This is a genomic window from Grimontia sp. NTOU-MAR1 (assembly GCF_035758505.1).
GTDB classification, from domain to species: domain Bacteria; phylum Pseudomonadota; class Gammaproteobacteria; order Enterobacterales; family Vibrionaceae; genus Enterovibrio; species Enterovibrio marinus.
The window spans coordinates 1,470,373-1,488,656 of sequence record NZ_CP142109.1 but is presented as its reverse complement, the minus strand read 5'-3'; the positions used below and the strand labels follow the sequence as shown (position 1 = coordinate 1,488,656).

General features: G+C 46.7%; 12 protein-coding genes and 1 pseudogene. 6 read left to right on the top strand and 7 right to left on the bottom strand.

Annotated features, from left to right (window positions below):
- Positions 1-7 precede the first annotated feature (7 nt).
- From VP504_RS24840 to doeA, 5 genes are all read right to left on the bottom strand, one after another.
- Entirely contained in the window at positions 8-1,417 is a 1,410-nt protein-coding gene (locus VP504_RS24840; protein ID WP_325894682.1) for an aspartate aminotransferase family protein, read from the bottom strand.
- A 29-nt stretch (positions 1,418-1,446) separates the two neighbouring features.
- Positions 1,447-2,961, bottom strand: a complete 1,515-nt coding sequence (locus VP504_RS24835) for an NAD-dependent succinate-semialdehyde dehydrogenase (protein WP_325894681.1) — start codon at positions 2,959-2,961, stop codon at positions 1,447-1,449.
- Between the two features lie 175 nt (positions 2,962-3,136).
- Positions 3,137-3,616, bottom strand: a complete 480-nt coding sequence (locus VP504_RS24830; RefSeq protein WP_325894680.1) for an Lrp/AsnC family transcriptional regulator — start codon at positions 3,614-3,616, stop codon at positions 3,137-3,139.
- A gap of 70 nt (positions 3,617-3,686) precedes the next feature.
- A complete protein-coding gene (gene doeB, locus VP504_RS24825; protein WP_325894679.1) occupies positions 3,687-4,694 on the bottom strand; it encodes a N(2)-acetyl-L-2,4-diaminobutanoate deacetylase DoeB in 1,008 nt (335 codons plus the stop codon).
- 22 nt (positions 4,695-4,716) lie between these two features.
- The gene (doeA, locus tag VP504_RS24820) at positions 4,717-5,904 is read right to left on the bottom strand and encodes an ectoine hydrolase DoeA (protein ID WP_325894678.1); all 1,188 of its coding nucleotides are present in this window, start codon (positions 5,902-5,904) and stop codon (positions 4,717-4,719) included.
- Between the two features lie 686 nt (positions 5,905-6,590).
- Here doeA and VP504_RS24815 point away from each other — a divergent pair.
- From VP504_RS24815 to VP504_RS25660, 3 genes are all read left to right on the top strand, one after another.
- Positions 6,591-7,358 carry a phosphotransferase enzyme family protein gene (locus VP504_RS24815; RefSeq protein WP_325894677.1) on the top strand — a complete coding sequence of 256 codons (768 nt, stop codon included), beginning with the start codon at positions 6,591-6,593 and terminating at the stop codon, positions 7,356-7,358.
- A 256-nt stretch (positions 7,359-7,614) separates the two neighbouring features.
- Positions 7,615-8,544, top strand: coding sequence for a hypothetical protein (locus VP504_RS25665; RefSeq protein ID WP_442788927.1), 930 nt, complete (start codon positions 7,615-7,617; stop codon positions 8,542-8,544).
- Entirely contained in the window at positions 8,478-9,728 is a 1,251-nt protein-coding gene (locus tag VP504_RS25660) for an EAL domain-containing protein (RefSeq protein ID WP_442788926.1), read from the top strand. Before VP504_RS25665 ends, VP504_RS25660 begins: the two co-directional genes overlap by 67 nt.
- A 46-nt stretch (positions 9,729-9,774) precedes the next feature.
- On the opposite strand, the gene VP504_RS24805 is transcribed toward VP504_RS25660, so the two are convergent.
- Positions 9,775-10,245 carry an FKBP-type peptidyl-prolyl cis-trans isomerase gene (locus VP504_RS24805; protein WP_442788925.1) on the bottom strand — a complete coding sequence of 157 codons (471 nt, stop codon included), beginning with the start codon at positions 10,243-10,245 and terminating at the stop codon, positions 9,775-9,777.
- A 609-nt stretch (positions 10,246-10,854) separates the two neighbouring features.
- On the opposite strand from VP504_RS24805, the gene VP504_RS24800 reads away from it, so the two are divergent.
- The 3 genes and pseudogenes from VP504_RS24800 to VP504_RS24790 all read left to right on the top strand — a co-directional run bounded on the left by VP504_RS24800 (position 10,855) and on the right by VP504_RS24790 (position 18,009).
- The gene (locus VP504_RS24800; protein ID WP_325894676.1) at positions 10,855-13,197 is read left to right on the top strand and encodes a glycosyl hydrolase family 18 protein; all 2,343 of its coding nucleotides are present in this window, start codon (positions 10,855-10,857) and stop codon (positions 13,195-13,197) included.
- Between the two features lie 300 nt (positions 13,198-13,497).
- A pseudogene (gene katG / locus VP504_RS24795) lies at positions 13,498-15,063 on the top strand (catalase/peroxidase HPI); the annotation flags it as partial.
- Between the two features lie 192 nt (positions 15,064-15,255).
- Complete coding sequence (locus VP504_RS24790; RefSeq protein ID WP_325894675.1) at positions 15,256-18,009, top strand: M16 family metallopeptidase; 2,754 nt, start codon at positions 15,256-15,258, stop codon at positions 18,007-18,009.
- A 69-nt stretch (positions 18,010-18,078) separates the two neighbouring features.
- Here the strand turns inward: VP504_RS24790 and VP504_RS24785 are convergent, their stop codons facing one another.
- Complete coding sequence (locus VP504_RS24785) at positions 18,079-18,252, bottom strand: hypothetical protein (RefSeq protein ID WP_062714274.1); 174 nt, start codon at positions 18,250-18,252, stop codon at positions 18,079-18,081.
- Positions 18,253-18,284 lie beyond the last annotated feature (32 nt).

The window sequence follows — 18,284 nt, the reverse complement described above, 5'->3', positions numbered from 1 at the left end:
TCTGTGGTTATGCAGCTTTCCATTTGCCACTGTTCACCAAGCTATCGGTGACTTTATCAACGGCTTTCTTGGCGCGGCTGACGATTTCATCGACGTCTCCACGATTAACTACCAAAGGTGGCGCAAATCCCAGAATATCGCCATGTGGCATTGCCCTCGCAATAAGCCCTTGCTCAAGACAGGCTGCGGCGATTTGTGGCCCTACTTTGAGGTTAGGATCAAAGTGCTCACGCTTGTATTTGTTGCTCGAAAATTCAAGAGCATGCAGCAAACCAATGCCACGGCTTTCACCCACTAAAGGATGATTGGCAAACGTCGCCTGCATTTGCTGTTGGAAGTAAGCACCCGTATCCCTTGCGTTGGTGGTCAGGTTCTCGCGCTCGATAATATCGAGGTTGCAAAGTGCTGATGCTGCACCGAGTGGATGGCCCGAATAGGTATAGCCATGACCAATCGCGCCCCATTGGTCTGTACCGTCTTCAAGCACTTTCCAAACACGTTCACCAACCATGACTCCAGAAAGTGGTTGATAGGCGGATGTCAGGCCTTTGGCGACGGTGATTAAATCTGGCTTCATTTCATACATGATCGAACCGAAATCTGCACCGAGACGACCAAAACCACACACCACCTCATCTGAAATCAGCAGGATGTCATATTTATCCAGCACTTTGCGGATTTCCTGCCAGTATCCCTCTGGTGGTGGAACAATGCCGCCCGTTCCCAACACAGGTTCTCCAATCATGGCAGCCACTGTGTCTGGGCCTTCACTGAGGATCATCCTTTCAAGCTCGTCAGCGCAATGCTTCGAGAATTCTCGTTCTGTCATACCACCGTCTTCACGGCGGTAGTAATAGGGTGCGAGGGTGTGTTTGATGCGCTCGAGCGGTAGATCAAAATGTGCATGGAACACAGGAAGTCCAGTCAACGAGCCTGATGCGATACTTGAACCATGGTAACCACGGTCACGGGAGATGACTTTCTTCTTCTCTGGCAACCCACGTGTGTTGTTGTAGTACCAAACCAGTTTGAGCTGAGTTTCATTCGCATCGCTACCAGACATGCCATAATACACTTTGCTCATGCTCTGGCCGGCCATTTTTAAAATACGTTCTGAGAGCGTAATAAGAGCTTCATTCGTGTGACCGACATAGGTGTGGTAGTAGGCGAGCTTTTTGGCCTGCTCATAAATCGCTTCAGCCATTTCTTCACGTCCATACCCAATGTTGACGCAATATAGGCCAGCAAAACCATCAATTAACTCAACGCCTTCAGAGTCCTGAATACGAATGCCTTTCGCATTGGTGATAATGCGGCCAGCCATTTCGCCGTGAGCATATTGTTTGAGGTGTGTTGAAGCATGGAAGACGTTCTGACGGTCTATCTCAAGCAGCGCTTTGGTATCAATATTGTTCATGTTTAAGTTCCTCTTGGGGTCAACAGACCCTAGCATCCGCTGGCAGTATCGAGGCCGCCCAGACAGTAATATTTAATTTCGCTGTATTCATCGAAGCCATGACGGCTGCCTTCGCGTCCAAGGCCGGATTGCTTTATGCCACCGAAGGGAATAGGGTGTCCCGTCATCTTGACGCTATTCACGCTGACCATGCCGAATTCAAGGCCTCGCATCAGCTTCCAGATATCGCGAATATCATGACCGTAGATATAAGCTGCCAAGCCGTATTCCGTGTCGTTGGCAGACTCAATTAAGGCGTCCAAATCGTCATAGGCCAGCACGCCAGCCACCGGGCAGAAGTTTTCTTCGCGGAATACCGCCATATCTGGTGTGACGTTGGTGAGCAGTACTGGATTAAAAAAATTCGCGCCTGGCACTTTCTTGTGACTGGTAGCGATCAAGGTCGCACCTTTCTTCAATGCGTCATCTACCAGTGTTTGCGCCTTCTCAGCTGCTTGAGCATTGATGAGAGGACCAATATCCGTGGTCTTCTGCATGCCGTTACCCACTCGCAACTTTTGCATCTCGGTAGCGAAGGCATCAATAAAAGCATCGTAACGTTGGTGAGGTATATAAATGCGATTAGCCGCGAGGCAATCCTGCCCAGAGGTTTGAAATTTGGCGTCAATAGCTGCTTTAGCCGCCTGTTTGATGTCCATATCCGGCAGCACAATGAAGGGGGCATTACCGCCCAATTCCATTGAACACTTTTTCACAGTGTTTGCGCTTTGCTGAAGCAGTAGTTTCCCGACCCTTGTTGAGCCGGTAAAAGAGAGTGCTTTGACCTTCTCTGAGGCGCACAGCACTTCGGAGATCATTGGGGCATCACCAGTGACAATATTGAAGACGCCGGCTGGAATACCTGCGCGCTCGGCTAATTCAGCCAAAGCGAGGGCAGAGAAAGGGGTTTCGTTTGCGGGTTTCACCACAACGGTACAGCCAATCGCGAGTGCCGCAGCGGCCTTTCGCGTGATCATCGCGTTGGGGAAATTCCATGGTGTGATAAGAGCTGCGACACCAATAGGCTCTCGCAGTGTAGCTAACTGCGCGTTTGGAATATGGCTTGGCATGGTTTCGCCATATGACCGTTTGGCTTCTTCAGCAAACCAACTCACAAAGGAGGCGCCGTAGTCAATTTCTCCACGGGCTTCATCTAGGGTTTTCCCTTGCTCCAGTACCATTAGATGAGCGAGATCTTCACGGTTATCGAGCAACAAGTCGTGCCACGCCATCAGTTTGGTGGCGCGCTCTTCTGCGGACAGTGCGCGCCATTTCTTGAACGCTTTGTCTGCGGTATTGATGGCACTTTCTATCTGCGACTTACGAAGCGCTGTGACGTAACCAATCACGTCGTCATCTGCTGGATTGGTTACCGCGATATCTTTGTTACCTGCAATCCACTTACCGTTGATGTATGCGAGTTGACGGAACAGTCGGGCATCACGGAGATGAGTGAGCACCGCATCTGTGGCTTTCCCATCATGGGGTAAATTTAACGCGGCCATACGTTGACCTCCCAAGACTAAATGATGTTCTCAGTAAAACTCTAAGCCAGCATCTGGAAATGGGTTTTCTGTATGAGGGGGCTATGGTTGGCGATTTTTTGGATTTTCAGCCGAAAACTTAGTATTTTTTCTGTTACGGATTTATTTGTTTGAAAAGTCGGGAATATGTTTGCTGCTATTCGGCAAGGTTTTCATCGATGTCGAGTGATTGCGGTGTTTGTTTGATGGTTTTGGTAACGATGTAGGTGTAGTAGCGTTCTATGCCTAGATCTGACATCAGCCAACTATCAATCAGGCGTTGATACTGGTCGATGTCCATTGCCATAACACGGATGATGTAATCAACGCCGCCACCTGTGGCGAAACAGTCTGCCACTTCGGGGCAATCCTGCATGGTTTGTTCGAAACGCTGAAAACTCCTTGCGTTATGCTTGCCAAGGGTAATTTCTACCAACACTGCGGTCCTCTTGGCAAAGATGTCAGCATTGATTCTTGCACCATAGCCTTCGATGATACCTGCTTCTTCAAGGCGCTTTACGCGTTCCCAGCAAGGACTGACCGACAAGTTAATGGAATCCGCCAGGTTGGATTTGGTGATTCTTCCTTCTCTGGATAATATTTGCAGAATCTTTATGTCGTATCGATCTAGCTTCATTTATTACTCCCCGAAAAATAAAGAAAACCACGCTATAAGCGTGGCATATAGACAGAGGTAGAAGCGAGATTTATTCGATGGGCTTGGCAATAACCGCAAAAGTATCGCCAATACCGATGTTCGAAGCGTGTCTTCTGGCTGCTAAGATGCCATCTGTGGTAGCACAATAATAGGCGGGTGCTTGTCCAGTTCGCTCTGTGGAATAGATACGTGCTATCAGATCCCCATCTTTTATCTGACTCCCAAGGTTTACGCACATTTCAAGAATGCCATTGTGTTCGCTTTGCAGATAGGCGTCTTTGTCAGGAATCTCTAGAGCGACTGGTTCGTCAGGTGGGTCGATATAATTTTTTTGGAGGATGCCGCTGTAAACCAGAAAGTTATGAATGCCGCGGTCAGCGATTGCAATGGTCTCTGGTGTTGTTGTACCACCACCACGAAGCTCCGTGGTCACGAAAACCTTTCCCTGTGATTCTACAGCTGTGTCAAATAGCTTTGTGGCATCCAACTCTTCCATGTAAAAAGTATAGGGTGCACCAAACAAGCGTGCGCCCTCAGAGCATCGAAACTCCTGTGCTTTATTTCTAAGGTGGTGAACGGCTGCAAAAGGGATGATGTCCAGCGTCTTTCCTCCTGAATGGATATCCAACGCTGTATTGCACATGGGGATAAGGTGGCGGGTGAAATAGTCAGCCATGCGTTCAGTTATACTGCCATAAGGGTGACCAGGAAAGGCACGGTTCATATTGCCGTTATCTATGGGGGAAACCCTAGATGATGCTTGCACCGCAGGAATATTCATCATCGGAATAATGATGACCCGTCCCCGGATCTGGTTTGGCTTCAGTTTATTGCTGAGTTTGAGCAGTGAGGTGATACCTTCGTACTCGTCGCCATGGTTTCCGCCCGTCAGCAGTGCCGTTTGTCCATCGCCGTTTTTAACGACGGTGATAGGCGTCATGATAGCGCCCCAAGCGGATTTATTATGCGAGTAGGGGAGTTTCAAAAAACCATGTTGAACGCCATCTGCATCGAAATCAACAGTGGGAGATACAGAACTTGGCGGTAGTTTAGACATGACAAAAGAATCCGTTTTTCATTCAATGTTTAACAAATAGCTGGCGAGGGAACTCACAGAGTGTCTCAGCTCCGCACTTTGTGATCACGATGCTTTCAGTGGTCTCCATTCCCCAGTCATCCATCCACAATCCAGGCATAAAGTGAAACGTCATGCCCTCTTTCAATACAGTACTGTCCGTTGGGCGGAGGCTCATGGTTCTCTCCCCCCAATCTGGCGGGTAACTGAGTCCGATCGGATAACCACAACGAGATCCTCCGCGATCAAAGCCGTATTTCTCCATCGTGGCGTTTAGTGCCGCTGCGACGTCTCCGCAGGTATTACCGGGTCTTGCAACTGCCATACCTGCCTCTAAGCCTTCATTGAGCGCATCATTGGCGCGTTTGAAATGGTCTTCTGGCTCACCGAGATAGATAGTGCGGGAAAGCGGGCAGTGGTATCTGCGGTGAACCCCTGCCATTTCGATAAAAGTGCCTTCACCGGTTCTGAAAGGTCTGTCATCCCACGTCAAATGTGGTGCTGACGCGTCTACACCAGAAGGCAACAGCGGGACAATCGCAGAATAATCGCCAAAGTGCCCGTCATGTCCCATTACGGCATGCTTGTTGATTTCAGCGACGAGAATATGTTTTGGCAATCCGGGCTCGATAAGTTCGTAAGCGACGCGGTGCATGTTTTCGACGATCCTTGCTGCAGCTCGCATGTAGTAAAGCTCTTGCTTAGATTTTTCCGCACGACACCAATTGACCAAGCCAGTTGCATCAGCAAAGGAGGCATTGGGGAGATTTTCTTGCAAAGATTCATACGCAGTGGCACTGAAGTAGTAATTATCTTTTTCAACACCAATACGTCCTCTATCCCAGAGCTTTTCATACAGCACCGAATTGGCAAGATATTCCATGGGATGAAGGGGAGGATTCATCACATAGTCATCAGGGTAGCCAACAACATTTTGGTGACTCATGTAAACAGTGCGGCGAGCACCGTTAGCATCCTGGTTTCTACCAAACCAAAGCGGATCGCCAGTATGACCGATGACCACGCATTGAGGGACGTAGAAAGACCAGCCATCGTAACCAGTTAGCCAAGCCATGTTCGAAGGGTCGTGAATGATAAGCAAGTCCAATTCATGGTTTTCCATGGCCGCACGAACTTTTGCCAGCCGGGCGCTGAACTCATCAAGCGTAAAATTAAGCACAACGTCACTCATGCCCCATGCTCCTTTTGGTACCGCCCCTGCAGGACGAACGTTGACATTCAGAGTCATCGCCAGTTATCACGTTGGGCCTTGTTGGGGCGACTTGTCGCTCAGGCCAGAAAACTGTTTTGCCTCTCAGCTTTGTGCTACCCGTTTTCATTTTTGCTGTGCGGGCGCACGGCTACTTTTGTACCTTTTTGTATTGCTATTCTTATGCAAACTCTCGGAGACCTGCGTCTTCAGTCTGTTTGGTATGGTGCAAGTTATTTGCATCTCATTACTTACACTTACACCACTGTTTAAAAAACAGTCAATAATAAATTGCTCAATAGTTCGGGCTTTTAACAGAAATTACGCCTGAACGCGGCTAAAAATCTCGATTTCTCGTTGTTGATACGTAGCCGTGGAAAGTTCTGATCTTCGCGGCTAGTTGATATTAACGAGGTTAAATTTTTATCGAACTCGATACGGTTCAAAGATATAGCGAGTCTAATGCGGTAGTATTGAGCCCTCATCTTTTTCCAAAGCCTATGGAGCGAAAGCCAATGCTGAATTGCTAATCACCTCAAATTTATGCCTTTGTTTTTTTGTTTAATTTTATCTGGTGATGACGCGTTCCATCGTGGTTGGCTTTGTTGTTCTGTTTATACCCACGCTTACCCTCTGATATACCTTGATCGCCAAACATGGAGCCTAATATGGAAAAACTTCCCGGCGGTCGAGCTGGTGTTTATCGGGCTAACAATCACGTTATACGCCCCGCAAACGAAACCACTCCATTACTTCACCGCTTATTGAATCACCTACATCAACAAGGCTTCCATCACTGCCCAAAGCCGATTGCAATAGACTCAGAACATGAAAGGCTCAGTTTTTTGGAAGGGCGGGTTTATAACTATCCGCTTCAAGGCCATATCGCATCGAAGCGGGCTTTAATCAGTGCAGCGAGGCTGTTGAGACAAATGCACGATGTCTCTGTTTCGTTTGTCGACGGTTTAGGTGGGAATGAAAATTGGATACTTCCGGTAAGGGTACCCACAGAAGTTATTTGCCACGGTGATTTCGCGCCATATAACCTAGTTCTCAATGGAGAGGAAGCGGTGGGCATCATCGATTTTGATACTGCTCATCCAGCACCGAGGACTTGGGATTTGGCGTATGCGCTTTATTGTTGGGCACCTTTCAAAACTCATGCTTTTGATAAATTGGGTTCTTTGAATGAGCAGATAGACCGTGCGGGAATCTTCTGTGAAGCTTATGGTGTAACAAAAGACGCATTATGCGTGTTGCCTGATGTCATGATTGATAGGTTAGAGGCTTTGGTTTCTTTTATGAAAAGTGAAGCTGATAAAGGGAATGAGGCTTTTCAGAAAAACTTAGACGATGGGCATCACTTAGCCTATGAAAAAGATATTCAATATATTTCTCAAAACAAGCAAAAGATTTTAACTTATTTGAGTAAATAAATTAACCACTCTTGTGTGGAAAAATGGCAGGTATGTATACACCCAAACAACCTGAAGATACCGGTTTCTGCTAGTTTGACTGGCGTCGTGATAACGGCGTCAGTCAACTCGCTCGAAGGGAGGGCAGCTTTAGGTCGTTTGGGTATATATAGGTGATTTTTCTGTCATTATTTCTTGGTTGTTATGAATGAATTATTTTATTAACAATAAATGATTTTTTTCATCAAGTTAGCATGTGAATTCCATCTGTTTTTAATTGAGAGCATCTAATCTCACATATATAATCCCGCATCTTTTTTGGCCCTGCACCGAGAACAAACTCATTAACATGTGGAAACTGCCTTCTTTGAGGCCTTACTACGACACCTATGTCCGTGACATCTCGATCGTCTTTCTGCTTTTACTACCTTTAACCATTTGTAATGCGATTTCGATTTTTGTTGGCCACTTTTTAAACCTTGCGGCATTACCAGATACTGCGCAAAAGTTCTTCTATTTCTCAAATCTTCTAATTGGTATTTATCCAACAGCACTATGCATTATTACAACTTATTATTTGTCAACAAAGCACAACGTCAACCCAATGGTTGTCGTACCTTATTCCTTGGTGATGTTTATCGCTGTTTCGTTATCTAACGGTTTGGTGGCGAGTAACGGCTTGCCTAACAATCCTTTGGCAGCGTTACTAACAGCAATAGTTGCAGCGATTTGTTGTGTTTCTGCGCGGCTGTATCCGTTAGACCCATCAAGGTTAGACTTCGTTAGTGCATTGTATAAGCAAGCTGCTCATTTCTTTGGCTTTCTGTTGTTGACCATCTTATTTACCCGCCTAACCGGAAGTGTTATGGAAAGCTCGGCAGTGTTTAAAGACCACCTGAGCTTGGATCCGTTAACGTTTGCGGGTGGTATTGTGTATCAGTTTGTGCTCGGGCTTTTGGGAGCGGTTGGTATAAATGGCCACAATTTTCTATTTCGTGTTAAGCAGCAGTTGTTCGAAGATACCCAACAAAACATTACGGCATGGCAGTTTGGTGAAGAGCCGCTGAACATTCTTAGCCAAGGTTTTTATGATGCATTCCTTGCCATCGGCGGTTCAGGCAATTCGCTAAGCCTGCTTCTGTGCATCCTCCTTTTTCCAGAGAGAAAAGGCACATCGCACTGGCGCTCTCAGCGTTACCCTTGGTGATGTTCAACATTAACGAGCTGTTGTTGTTTGGTTTACCTATCATATTTAACCCGACACTTATATTGCCTTTTGTTCTGGTACCAATGGTGAGCTTTGTCTTGGTTTATAGCGTGATGGCATTAGGACTGGTTAACCCAGTCAGCACGATTGTGGACTGGATGACACCTCCCTTCCTGAGCGGCTATTTAGCGACCCAAAACAGCTTAGCAGGTTCGGTGTTACAGATCGCAGTGATCGCCTTGGGTGTTCTCATTTATCGTCCTTTTTATCTGAGCTACGCGGGTAAAAGTTCCTCAGATAGCAAAGGTATTCTTCGTAAGATGGAAATTGAACGCAGCACCCTGAAGTCATTTTTGGGAGATGTGAATCAGTCGATGGGAAGCTACATCAGCAAGCACGAAGTCAGCCAGCGCATCAGCAAAATGATGAACCGCGGAGAGTTTGTGATGTTCTATCAGCCTCAGGTGAACGTTAAGGACAGCACGTTTCTTGCGTTCGAGTCTTTGGTTCGATACCGGGACGAATACGGAAATTTGATGCCACCTTCGTTCATTAGTGATTTCCAGATATTAGGCGCGATTAAACAGCTTGATGAGATGGTTATAGACCTGGTGTTGGCTGATATGAAGGCGTTTCCAGTGCTTGCGGGTTGTAAAGTCGGTGTGAACATTTCCGCAGAAACCATTTCAGACAGAGACGTTGTCGACAATATCGCGGAAAGGCTACATTACTACAAAATCCCGCCGACCTCGTTAGAAATTGAAATTACCGAAGAGGCACTTTTGGAAGATCATGAACAGATCAGCCGCAACATTAATGCTCTACAACGTCTTGGTGTGAAAGTGGCCATTGATGACTTCGGCTCTGGGTATGCGTCGTTCCCACACTTGCTGAAATACAATTTCGACAAGGTGAAACTCGACCGTTCGTTGTTGCTTAATGTTAAAGAGGAAAGGGGACAGAACCTCTATCAACTGTTAGCCAAAATCAGTGAAGTGACAGGTTGTGCATTGGTTGCAGAAGGAATAGAAACCGATACGGAAAAGACCTTCGTAGAAAGTTGTGGCATCGATACCTGTCAGGGTTTTTACTTCTCCCATCCACTTGCGCTTGAAGATGCGGTAGCTTGGTCTAAACAGCAAATGAAAGAGACTGCGCTTGAAACGTTAGAATCAGCAGAGTGATAAAAAGAAGGCCGCGATAGCGGCCTTTTGCTATCTGGAATATTGATCAATTAAAGTCGAGAAGTTCCACTTCAAATATCAGGGCTGAGCCCGGCTTGATCGCGCCTGCCGACATATTGCCGTAAGCTAGTTCAGATGGAATGAAAAAGCGTGTTTTTCCACCTTTCTTCATCAATTGAACGCCTTCTGTCCAGCCTTTAATAACTTGATTTAAACCAAACTCAATCGGCTCACCACGTTGCACTGAGCTGTCAAACACTGAACCATCAAGTAAGGTACCGTGGTAATGCACTTTCACGCGAGAAGTAGCAGTAGGTTGTTTATCACCTTCACCTTCTTCCAGAACAAGATACTGTAATCCGGAATCAGTTGTGATCACACCTTCCTCCTTGGCGTTTTTAGCCAGAAACTCCGCGCCGATTTTCTTATTTTCTTCAGCTGCTTTTTTTGATTTTTGACGGATAAGGATGATGAAAACAACCATCACGAGGATGACGAGGGGTAAAGCAAAATCCATTGTAACTCTCTTAGTTGGTTCATTAGTTAAATGTCATTATCCAGAACTCAGTAAAGAATTGGAATACATCTGAAGGTGCATTGAGTTGTAATGCATTGCTTTGGTGCAACGATTGCCCCAGATACAGTCAATTCTATTATCTTAACTAATTGAAAAGAATTATTTTCTCTGGTTTTTCTGTGATTTCATAATTGGTACGGCGTTTGCTATATAGGATTTGTGCTTCACAGCACGGTTTACACTCACTATCTCCGAAAGGAGATGATTTAATTAGCGCATTCTCCTTGTTGCTTGTCTCCGCTACGTTTTGCACTGGCGGAGATTTTTTTATTCCGGACTTGATTTGGTCACAGTTCTGATCTGTGACCCTTGTTCAAACTTATTGAATTTTAAAGAAATGTCATTCTAGTTTCCGTGAGGGATATGACTGCTCAAATTCTGTGTCTGATACAGCATTGCTGCAAAAGTTTTTGGCAAAAAATGTAATTAATCAATTTCATTCCGAAGCACGATACCAAACTTTGTGATTTTTATTCGCGTCATAAATTAAGTGGTGAAAGAGTATTCCTTAAGGAAAACACCAATATCCATGACGTGGAGAAAAATAATATGAATAAGGGACTTAAGTTCACAGCGATTGCTGCCTGTGTGGCCGTAGCGCTTGGCGTTACCGCGACTGCAACCGCAGCACCATCGCACGATAAAGCGGTTATCGGTTACCTGACCCAGTGGGAAGCATGGAAGGGGTCTGATGCGGGTTTTAGCGTAAAAGGTGAGGCTACACATCTGAACGTAGATATGGATATCTACAACATCCTCAACTTTTCTTTTTTTGGCGTAGCGAAAGATGGCTCTTTACACAGTGGCGACCTTCGCAATAAGAGCATTTACCAGCCAGGTGCTGTTCAAGAGCCAGGCCCACTGCTTCATCCTGATGTCTACTCAAGCTGGGACTTTCACATTCTGTGGGGTGAGCTGGAGTACATCCATGAATATCCAGGAACTGAACCTTGGCAAGCAGAAGCGCTGGCAAAAGTTCAGGCTCAGGGATTTGTGAAAGATGGACGTGGCTGGAAACATGCGCCAACCGGTATCACTGGCCAGATGCCAATTCCCCTCAAGAAAGCGGGTGGCGCGCCGGGTTTGATCGATCTGGCGAACGAAAAAGGTGTACAGGTGATGGCGTCTATCGGCGGTTGGAGTATGTCCAAGCACTTCCCAGAAATGGCTGCCGACCCTGTTAAGAAAGAACGCTTCCTGCAAGACATCGATAAACTGGTTGCGCTTGGTTTCCATGGTATTGACATCGACTGGGAGTACCCAGGTTCAGGTGGTATGAATTTCACAGGTACGGATGCAGATTACGCAAACTTCGAACAACTGATGGATGATATCCGTGAGCGTATTGGCCCTGACCGTCTTCTAACAGCAGCATTCAAAGCAGTACCAGCAGCTCTTGAAGGTTATGATTGGGCGCGTCTGCAACGTTCAATGGACTACTTCAATATGATGACTTACGACCTGAACGGTGGTTGGTCTAATGTGGCTGGCCATAACTCACCACTTTACCCATATCCAGAAGAAGAGTTTGAAGGGTTAAACCTGGATACCCTGAAAAACTGGATGGTGAATGTTAAGGGTATTAATCCAAAACAAATCAACTTCGGTGCTGCTTTTTACGGACGGGGTGTTCAAACAACAGAAGCGGAAGCTTACCTTGGTGCCCCGACTGACAAGCGTAACGTGAACTTCTCTGTCGATGGTCCTAGTGTTTCGGCAGTAGACCTGACCAACTGGAAAGCGTTTGAAGGCCAACCAAACTACAACTACCTGACCAAGCAATCAGGCTGGGCACACAAGTGGGATGCAAACGCGGAAGTGCCGTATGCAGTGAAAGGCAAATATTTCTTGAGCTATGACGATCCTGATTCAATTCGTAAGAAAGCGGAGTACATCGTCAACAACGAATTAGGCGGGATCATTGTCTGGCAGGTTCATGGTGACATTCAGTGTGAGGGCACTTTCGTGAATTACGGCACCAAGCTGAAGCAATGCACCAATCTTCGTTCGCCGTTAGCAGAGCAGATTGACCAAGTGTTCAGTGAGAACGTGATTCCAAACGAAGCGCCGGTGCTGGCTTTGCCGGGTGCTCAAAACGCCGATAGTGGAGCGGTGATTAGCTTTACCGTGTCAGCGACTGACGCAGACGGTGATGCGCTGTCGTTCACTGTTCATGGCGCGGATGTCATGGACAACGGCGATGGCACCGCGACTGTCACCTACAAGGCTCCAAACACTAGTGTTGATCTGACTGACACCGTGACAGTGGTTGTGTCTGATGGCCGTAAATCTGACAGCGGTTCAGTGACGGTGAACGTCAAAGGTTCAGGTGATGTGGTTAACACTGCACCAGTACTGACTGCACCAGCATCTGTTTCTGTAAAAGCAGGCGAAATCGCGGTGATTGACCTTTCAGCAACTGATGCCGAAGGTGATTCTCTAACGTTTACTGCGTCTTCGGGAGAGCTGGTTCAAACAGGTAACAGCGCAACAGTATCTGTGGCGACAGTAGACTCAACAGAAAACAGCGTGGTTGACGTCGTTGTCACTGTGACTGATGGTGCAGAAACTGTTGAAGCAACTGTCGTTGTGAACGTTGAAGGTAATACGCCAGTAGACAGCAACTGGGATCGAAACAAGGTCTATAACACTGGCGACAAAGTGACTCACAACGGCGTTGAATATACTGCTAAATGGTGGACCAAAGGCGAGGAGCCGGGAACGTCGGCAGTATGGGAAGCGTTTGATGATGGTTCAGCGAAAGATTGGAGTGCAGACAAAGTCTACAATGGCGGCGATATTGCTATCTATGAGGGTAACACCTATAAAGCGAAGTGGTGGACGAAAGGTGATGTACCAGGATCTACTTGGGGTCCTTGGGAACTTAAATAGCCCTTGTAAGTAAAATAATGAATCTTAAGTTTAAGGCCTCATAAAATGAGGTCTTTTTTGATCAAATTCTTACTATTTTGATTGAGCGTTTCGAAAACAAGATGTTGTGAGTTGTGTAACGTATTGAAAAGGGGGGATGAGTAAACCTTTCGAGGTGAGATGGATTTTATGTGTCGCTGGTGCGAAGACAACTTATTGGTTTCCGTATTAAATTACTCTTATACCTAAAACTACTAAGTACATGGAACAGCAAACGGAGAGCAATCATGTCTAACACAAGCCCATGCCCTTTTCACAATGCCGCTGGCTGCCGTACAAATGGGTTTGATTTACTTCAACCCAGAAGGTCCTAATGGCAACCCAGATCCTCTTGCTGAAGCCCAAGATATCCGTGAAACATTTGCTCGGATGGCAATGGACGATGAAGAAACAGTCGCACTGATAGCTGGTGGTCATACGTCTGGTAAAACCCACGGTGCAGGTGATGTTGCGCCGGTGGGGGCAGATCCGGAAATGGTACCGCTTGAGGCACAGGGTTTTGGCTGGATTAGCAGCTACGGTTCAGGTAAGGCTGGAGACGCTATCACAAGTGGCTTGGAGGTAACCTGGACACAAACGCCAACCCAATGGAGTAATTATTTCTTCGAGAACCTGTTCGGCTTTGAATGGGAGCTGGAGAAAAGTCCAGCAGGTGCGTATCAATGGATTGCCAAAGACGCGGATGGTGTGATTCCTGACCCGTTTGATCATGGCGTAAAACGTCTACCTACTATGCTGACGACTGATCTTTCGCTGCGTTTTGACCCGGCCTATGAAGTAATTTCGCGCCGGTTTATGAATAATCCGGAAGCGTTTGTAGATGCTTTTGCCCGGGCATGGTTCAAACTCACTCACCGTGATTTGGGGCCACGAGCCCGTTATCTTGGCTCAGAAGTACCAGTAGAAGAGCTGATTTGGCAAGACCCTGTTCCTTCACGTGATTACGATCTGATCGATGACGCCGATGTCGCGTAACTGAAAGGCAAAATCGGCGAATTAGGGATTTCAGTGTCTGATCTGGTCACAACGGCATGGGCTTCGGCGTCGACCTTCCGTGGCTCAGATAAACGCGGCGGTGCAAATGGTGCCCGAGTTGCTCTGGCACCGCAGAAAGATTGGCAGGTTAACCAACCTCAGAAACTTACAAACGTGATTGCAAAACTGGAGGGTATTCAGCTTGATTTCAACAGCGCTCAGACAAGCAGCAAACGAGTATCGTTGGCAGATTTGATTGTGCTGGCGGGTAGTGTGGGTGTTGAAAAAGCTGCGCAGAATGCAGGCCATACTGTATCTGTGCCATTCACCGCTGGCCGCACCGATGCATCCCAAGCGCAAACGGGTCTAGAATCATTCGCCGTGCTCGAACCGCAGGCGGATGGTTTCCGCAACTTCCAGAAAACCAAATATGCGGTTTCTGCAGAAGAGTTGTTGGTTGATCGCGCGCAGTTACTGACGCTGACAGCGCCGGAAATGACAGTAATGGTAGGGGGCCTTCGTGTGATGAATACCAATGCAGGTGGAGATTGCCACGGTGTATTCACTGAACGCCCTGAAGCACTGAGCAATGATTTCTTCAAAAACCTGCTTGATATGAGTGTGGAATGGAAACCGCTGAACGGTGATGATGTATTTGAAGGCCGAGACCGCCAATCGGGTGTGCTTAGATGGACTGGGACCCGCGTAGACTTGGTGTTTGGTTCTAATTCTCAACTCCGTGCTCTGTCAGAAGTTTATGCCACGCAAGATGCAGAGAAGAAATTCGTCAGTGATTTTGTTGCAGCTTGGTCAAAAGTAATGAATCTTGATCGTTTTGATTTGTCTTCATAATCAGAAACAAAGCCGCTGCCCAGACAGCGGCTTTTTATTATTGATACCTGTGCGTCCCAGTGAACTTGCTACTAAATGATTGAAACTGAGAATCGTCAGAGGGTTTCAGGATACTTGCCTTTACTGATACACCTATATTGTGCTTGATTGAAAGCATCGCTTTCATTTTTAATCACTTTGTCTGGTGCACCTATGCTCGTTCGTTACGCAGTCGCTCTGTTTGTCTTACTGATTTCCGGCTGTGCTTCATTTCCTAAATCGCCAACTCTGACGCCCGATCCAAACTGGGTATCTGCAACCCTTCCCAATGGTATGCGTTACCACCTCTATCCGATCGAGGGGGAACAGATTGAACTTCGCCTGATAGTGAATGTGGGGAGTTTAGATGAGGAAGATAATGAGCGCGGCTATGCGCATTTTATCGAGCATATGGCATTCAATGGCACCAGACGTTATCCCAACAACTCAGTGTTTGAAGAGTTTGCACAGGTGGGTGTGGAGTTTGGCCCTGATATTAACGCAGTGACCGAGTATGGGCGAACTGTATACCAACTCTCATTGCCAGATCACAAACGTCTACCTGACGCATTGGACTGGTTTCGTGATATTTCGGATGGCATGACGCTTGACCGTAACGAAGTGGCAGGTGAAGTTGGGGTAATATTTGCGGAGTGGCGACGCGATAATCGCGAAGATACTCCATGGCCATTAAAACTCTATGATGATCTGATTGATGACAGCTCATATATCGACAGGGATCCGATAGGTACCGAATCGACACTTAATCGAGTGACAGCGGAAAGCCTGAGAGCATTTTATGACAAGTGGTATCAGGCAAATCGTATTCAGTTAGTGGTGATTGGTGGGTTTGATGTTGAAAATGTGAAGGTAGAAATTGAAGAGGAATTTTCTTCACTTGGTACAGAAAGCACATTGCCAGAGCCTTACAGTATTCTTCCCGTGGATAGAGATACACAATACCCACTAACGCTATACGCTTCCCAAGGTGAATCACCCGCCTTGGTGGTCAGCTTCAAAGATGGTGAGGACAAATACCCACATACACTGGCTGAGCAGAGGGATCTTTGGTTGCGGTGGATGGTTCTTGACGCTGTTCAACTTCGCTTGGAGGAACAGTTTGAAAGGGAAAACCTTTCCCACAACGGCCTGTATTTCAACTTCGGCTTTATGCCTGGGTGGAAGGTGTATGAACTGAGCGTTGAGTTCAACGATATCGATCGCCCCTATGTGCTGGATTCAGTTGCCCGCAACATCGCATCACTTCGTGATCACGGAGTGACCTTAGATGAGTTTCTGTCTCTTGTAGAGCAATATGAATCCAGAAATTTCTTTCACGAAGACCAACTTCCGATAGAAGTCGCTGAGAACGTATATAACGATTTCTACTACAACCGTTTGCCACAGAGTCGTTCAGAACAAAACGATAACTTCAACAAATTCCTTGAGGATATCGAACTAGACGATCTTAACCGCGAACTGACTCGCCTCCTCAAACCTTCCAACCAGTCTCTGACAATCGTATACGGCAAGGGGGAGTCTATCGCCAATGCTGAAAAACAGCGTGATAGCTATATGAATACTGTTGTAAATCAAGGCGAAATAGTGAAGGTTTCGTATGCGGAAGTACAAATTCCACAGCCTGAGCCGTTTGTGACTGTGACGGAAGATGCGATTGAAATGGCTGAGAACATCTTTCGCTGGAAATTACCGAATGGCATGCCAGCACTCTATTACAAAATGGACGATAGCTACTACGAAACGCAGGTCGTACTCCAGGCTAAAGGTGGTGTGGCAGCCATGTCTACCAAGGAAAGAGCTGCGCTAGATCTGCTGTTCGAAACTTATCGCAATGGATCAGTGGGTGAGGTGTCATCAAACGATTATTCCCACTATTTAGAATCGCTGGGAGTGAATATTGAACCTCAGGTGTACGGAAACCGCCATAGTGTTTCAATGTATGTTCCGACAGAATACTTGTTGGATGGTCTTAACGCGTTGCGCTATCTCGTTGAAAACACCACGCCAAGTGAAGGGGCATTTGAGCGGGAAAAGGTGCGGCTGATTGAGCGAATAAATATTGCCCAGACATCCCCTTATGAAGTCTTCGACCGTGCTTCACTTAATTTGATTTACCCTTCACCTTCCTACGAATCACCGCTGACGATTGAAGACTATGAGTCGGTTACATTTGAAGACGTGACATCGCTTTTTAACAAGCTGTTTGGTGATATGGGGTATTTCAGTGTTTACGTTGTTTCAGATGAACCATTATTGGCTGTTCAGGGCGTAGTGACAGCGCTTTTGGGTAACCTGAAAACGACCCGAGAGAGAACGGAAGTGAAATCACTGATCTACAACCAGAAAGGTGGAAGGGTAGTTAAACATCTATCTCCTGAAGACCGGACTTACGTAGAGCAGGTCTTCATTCGTAGTTCAACGCCTCGCACAGTGGATTCGGTATTTGCAGAAGATTTGCTCAACCGCGTATTGCAGACACGCTATAACCAAATTGTGAGGGAAGAGTATTCGCTGTCTTATGACCCGTTTTTCTCTTCTTGGACATGGGATGGAGAGGCAGTTGTTACCACCACGATGACAGCGCTGGTTTCTCCGGATAAGGAGAAAGAACTTGAGTCACTATGGCCGGAAATCAGGAAAGCGTTGACCAAGCCAGTGACGAAAACAGAGCGTAACAATGCGGCTCGCCAACTGATTAAAGATTGGTATGAATCCCAGACAGACCCTCAGTTTCTGGTGGGGAGTATCGCCCGCTATGACTTGTGGGGTTATGACCTGGAAGGGTTGATTTTCCCGGAGCAGGTGATAGAGAGAATTGATAACAAAACCTTGTCAGAGATGGCTTCAGTACTGTTTGATGATGCAGCCTTTTTTGAAAGTATCTTAAGGCCGATTAACGCTGATTAGCCACGAAAAAACGCGCCTAACAAGGCGCGTTCTAAGTGTTCTTGCTGAGACATTCTGACCTGAAGGAAATTATTGGGCTTTTTTAGCGCCAAAGTACTTTTCCAAAATCTCTGGCGTCAGTTCGCCTTTTTCTTCCAGCGCTTTTAGTTCAGCAACGATTCGCTTTTGCTCTTCCATCGAAGGCAATGGAATATCAGGTTCGCTTTCTGGCGCATCTTTCATCAGGTTTTCTAAGTCGATCATCTTGTTACCACCCAAATTGCGTTTAATCGTAT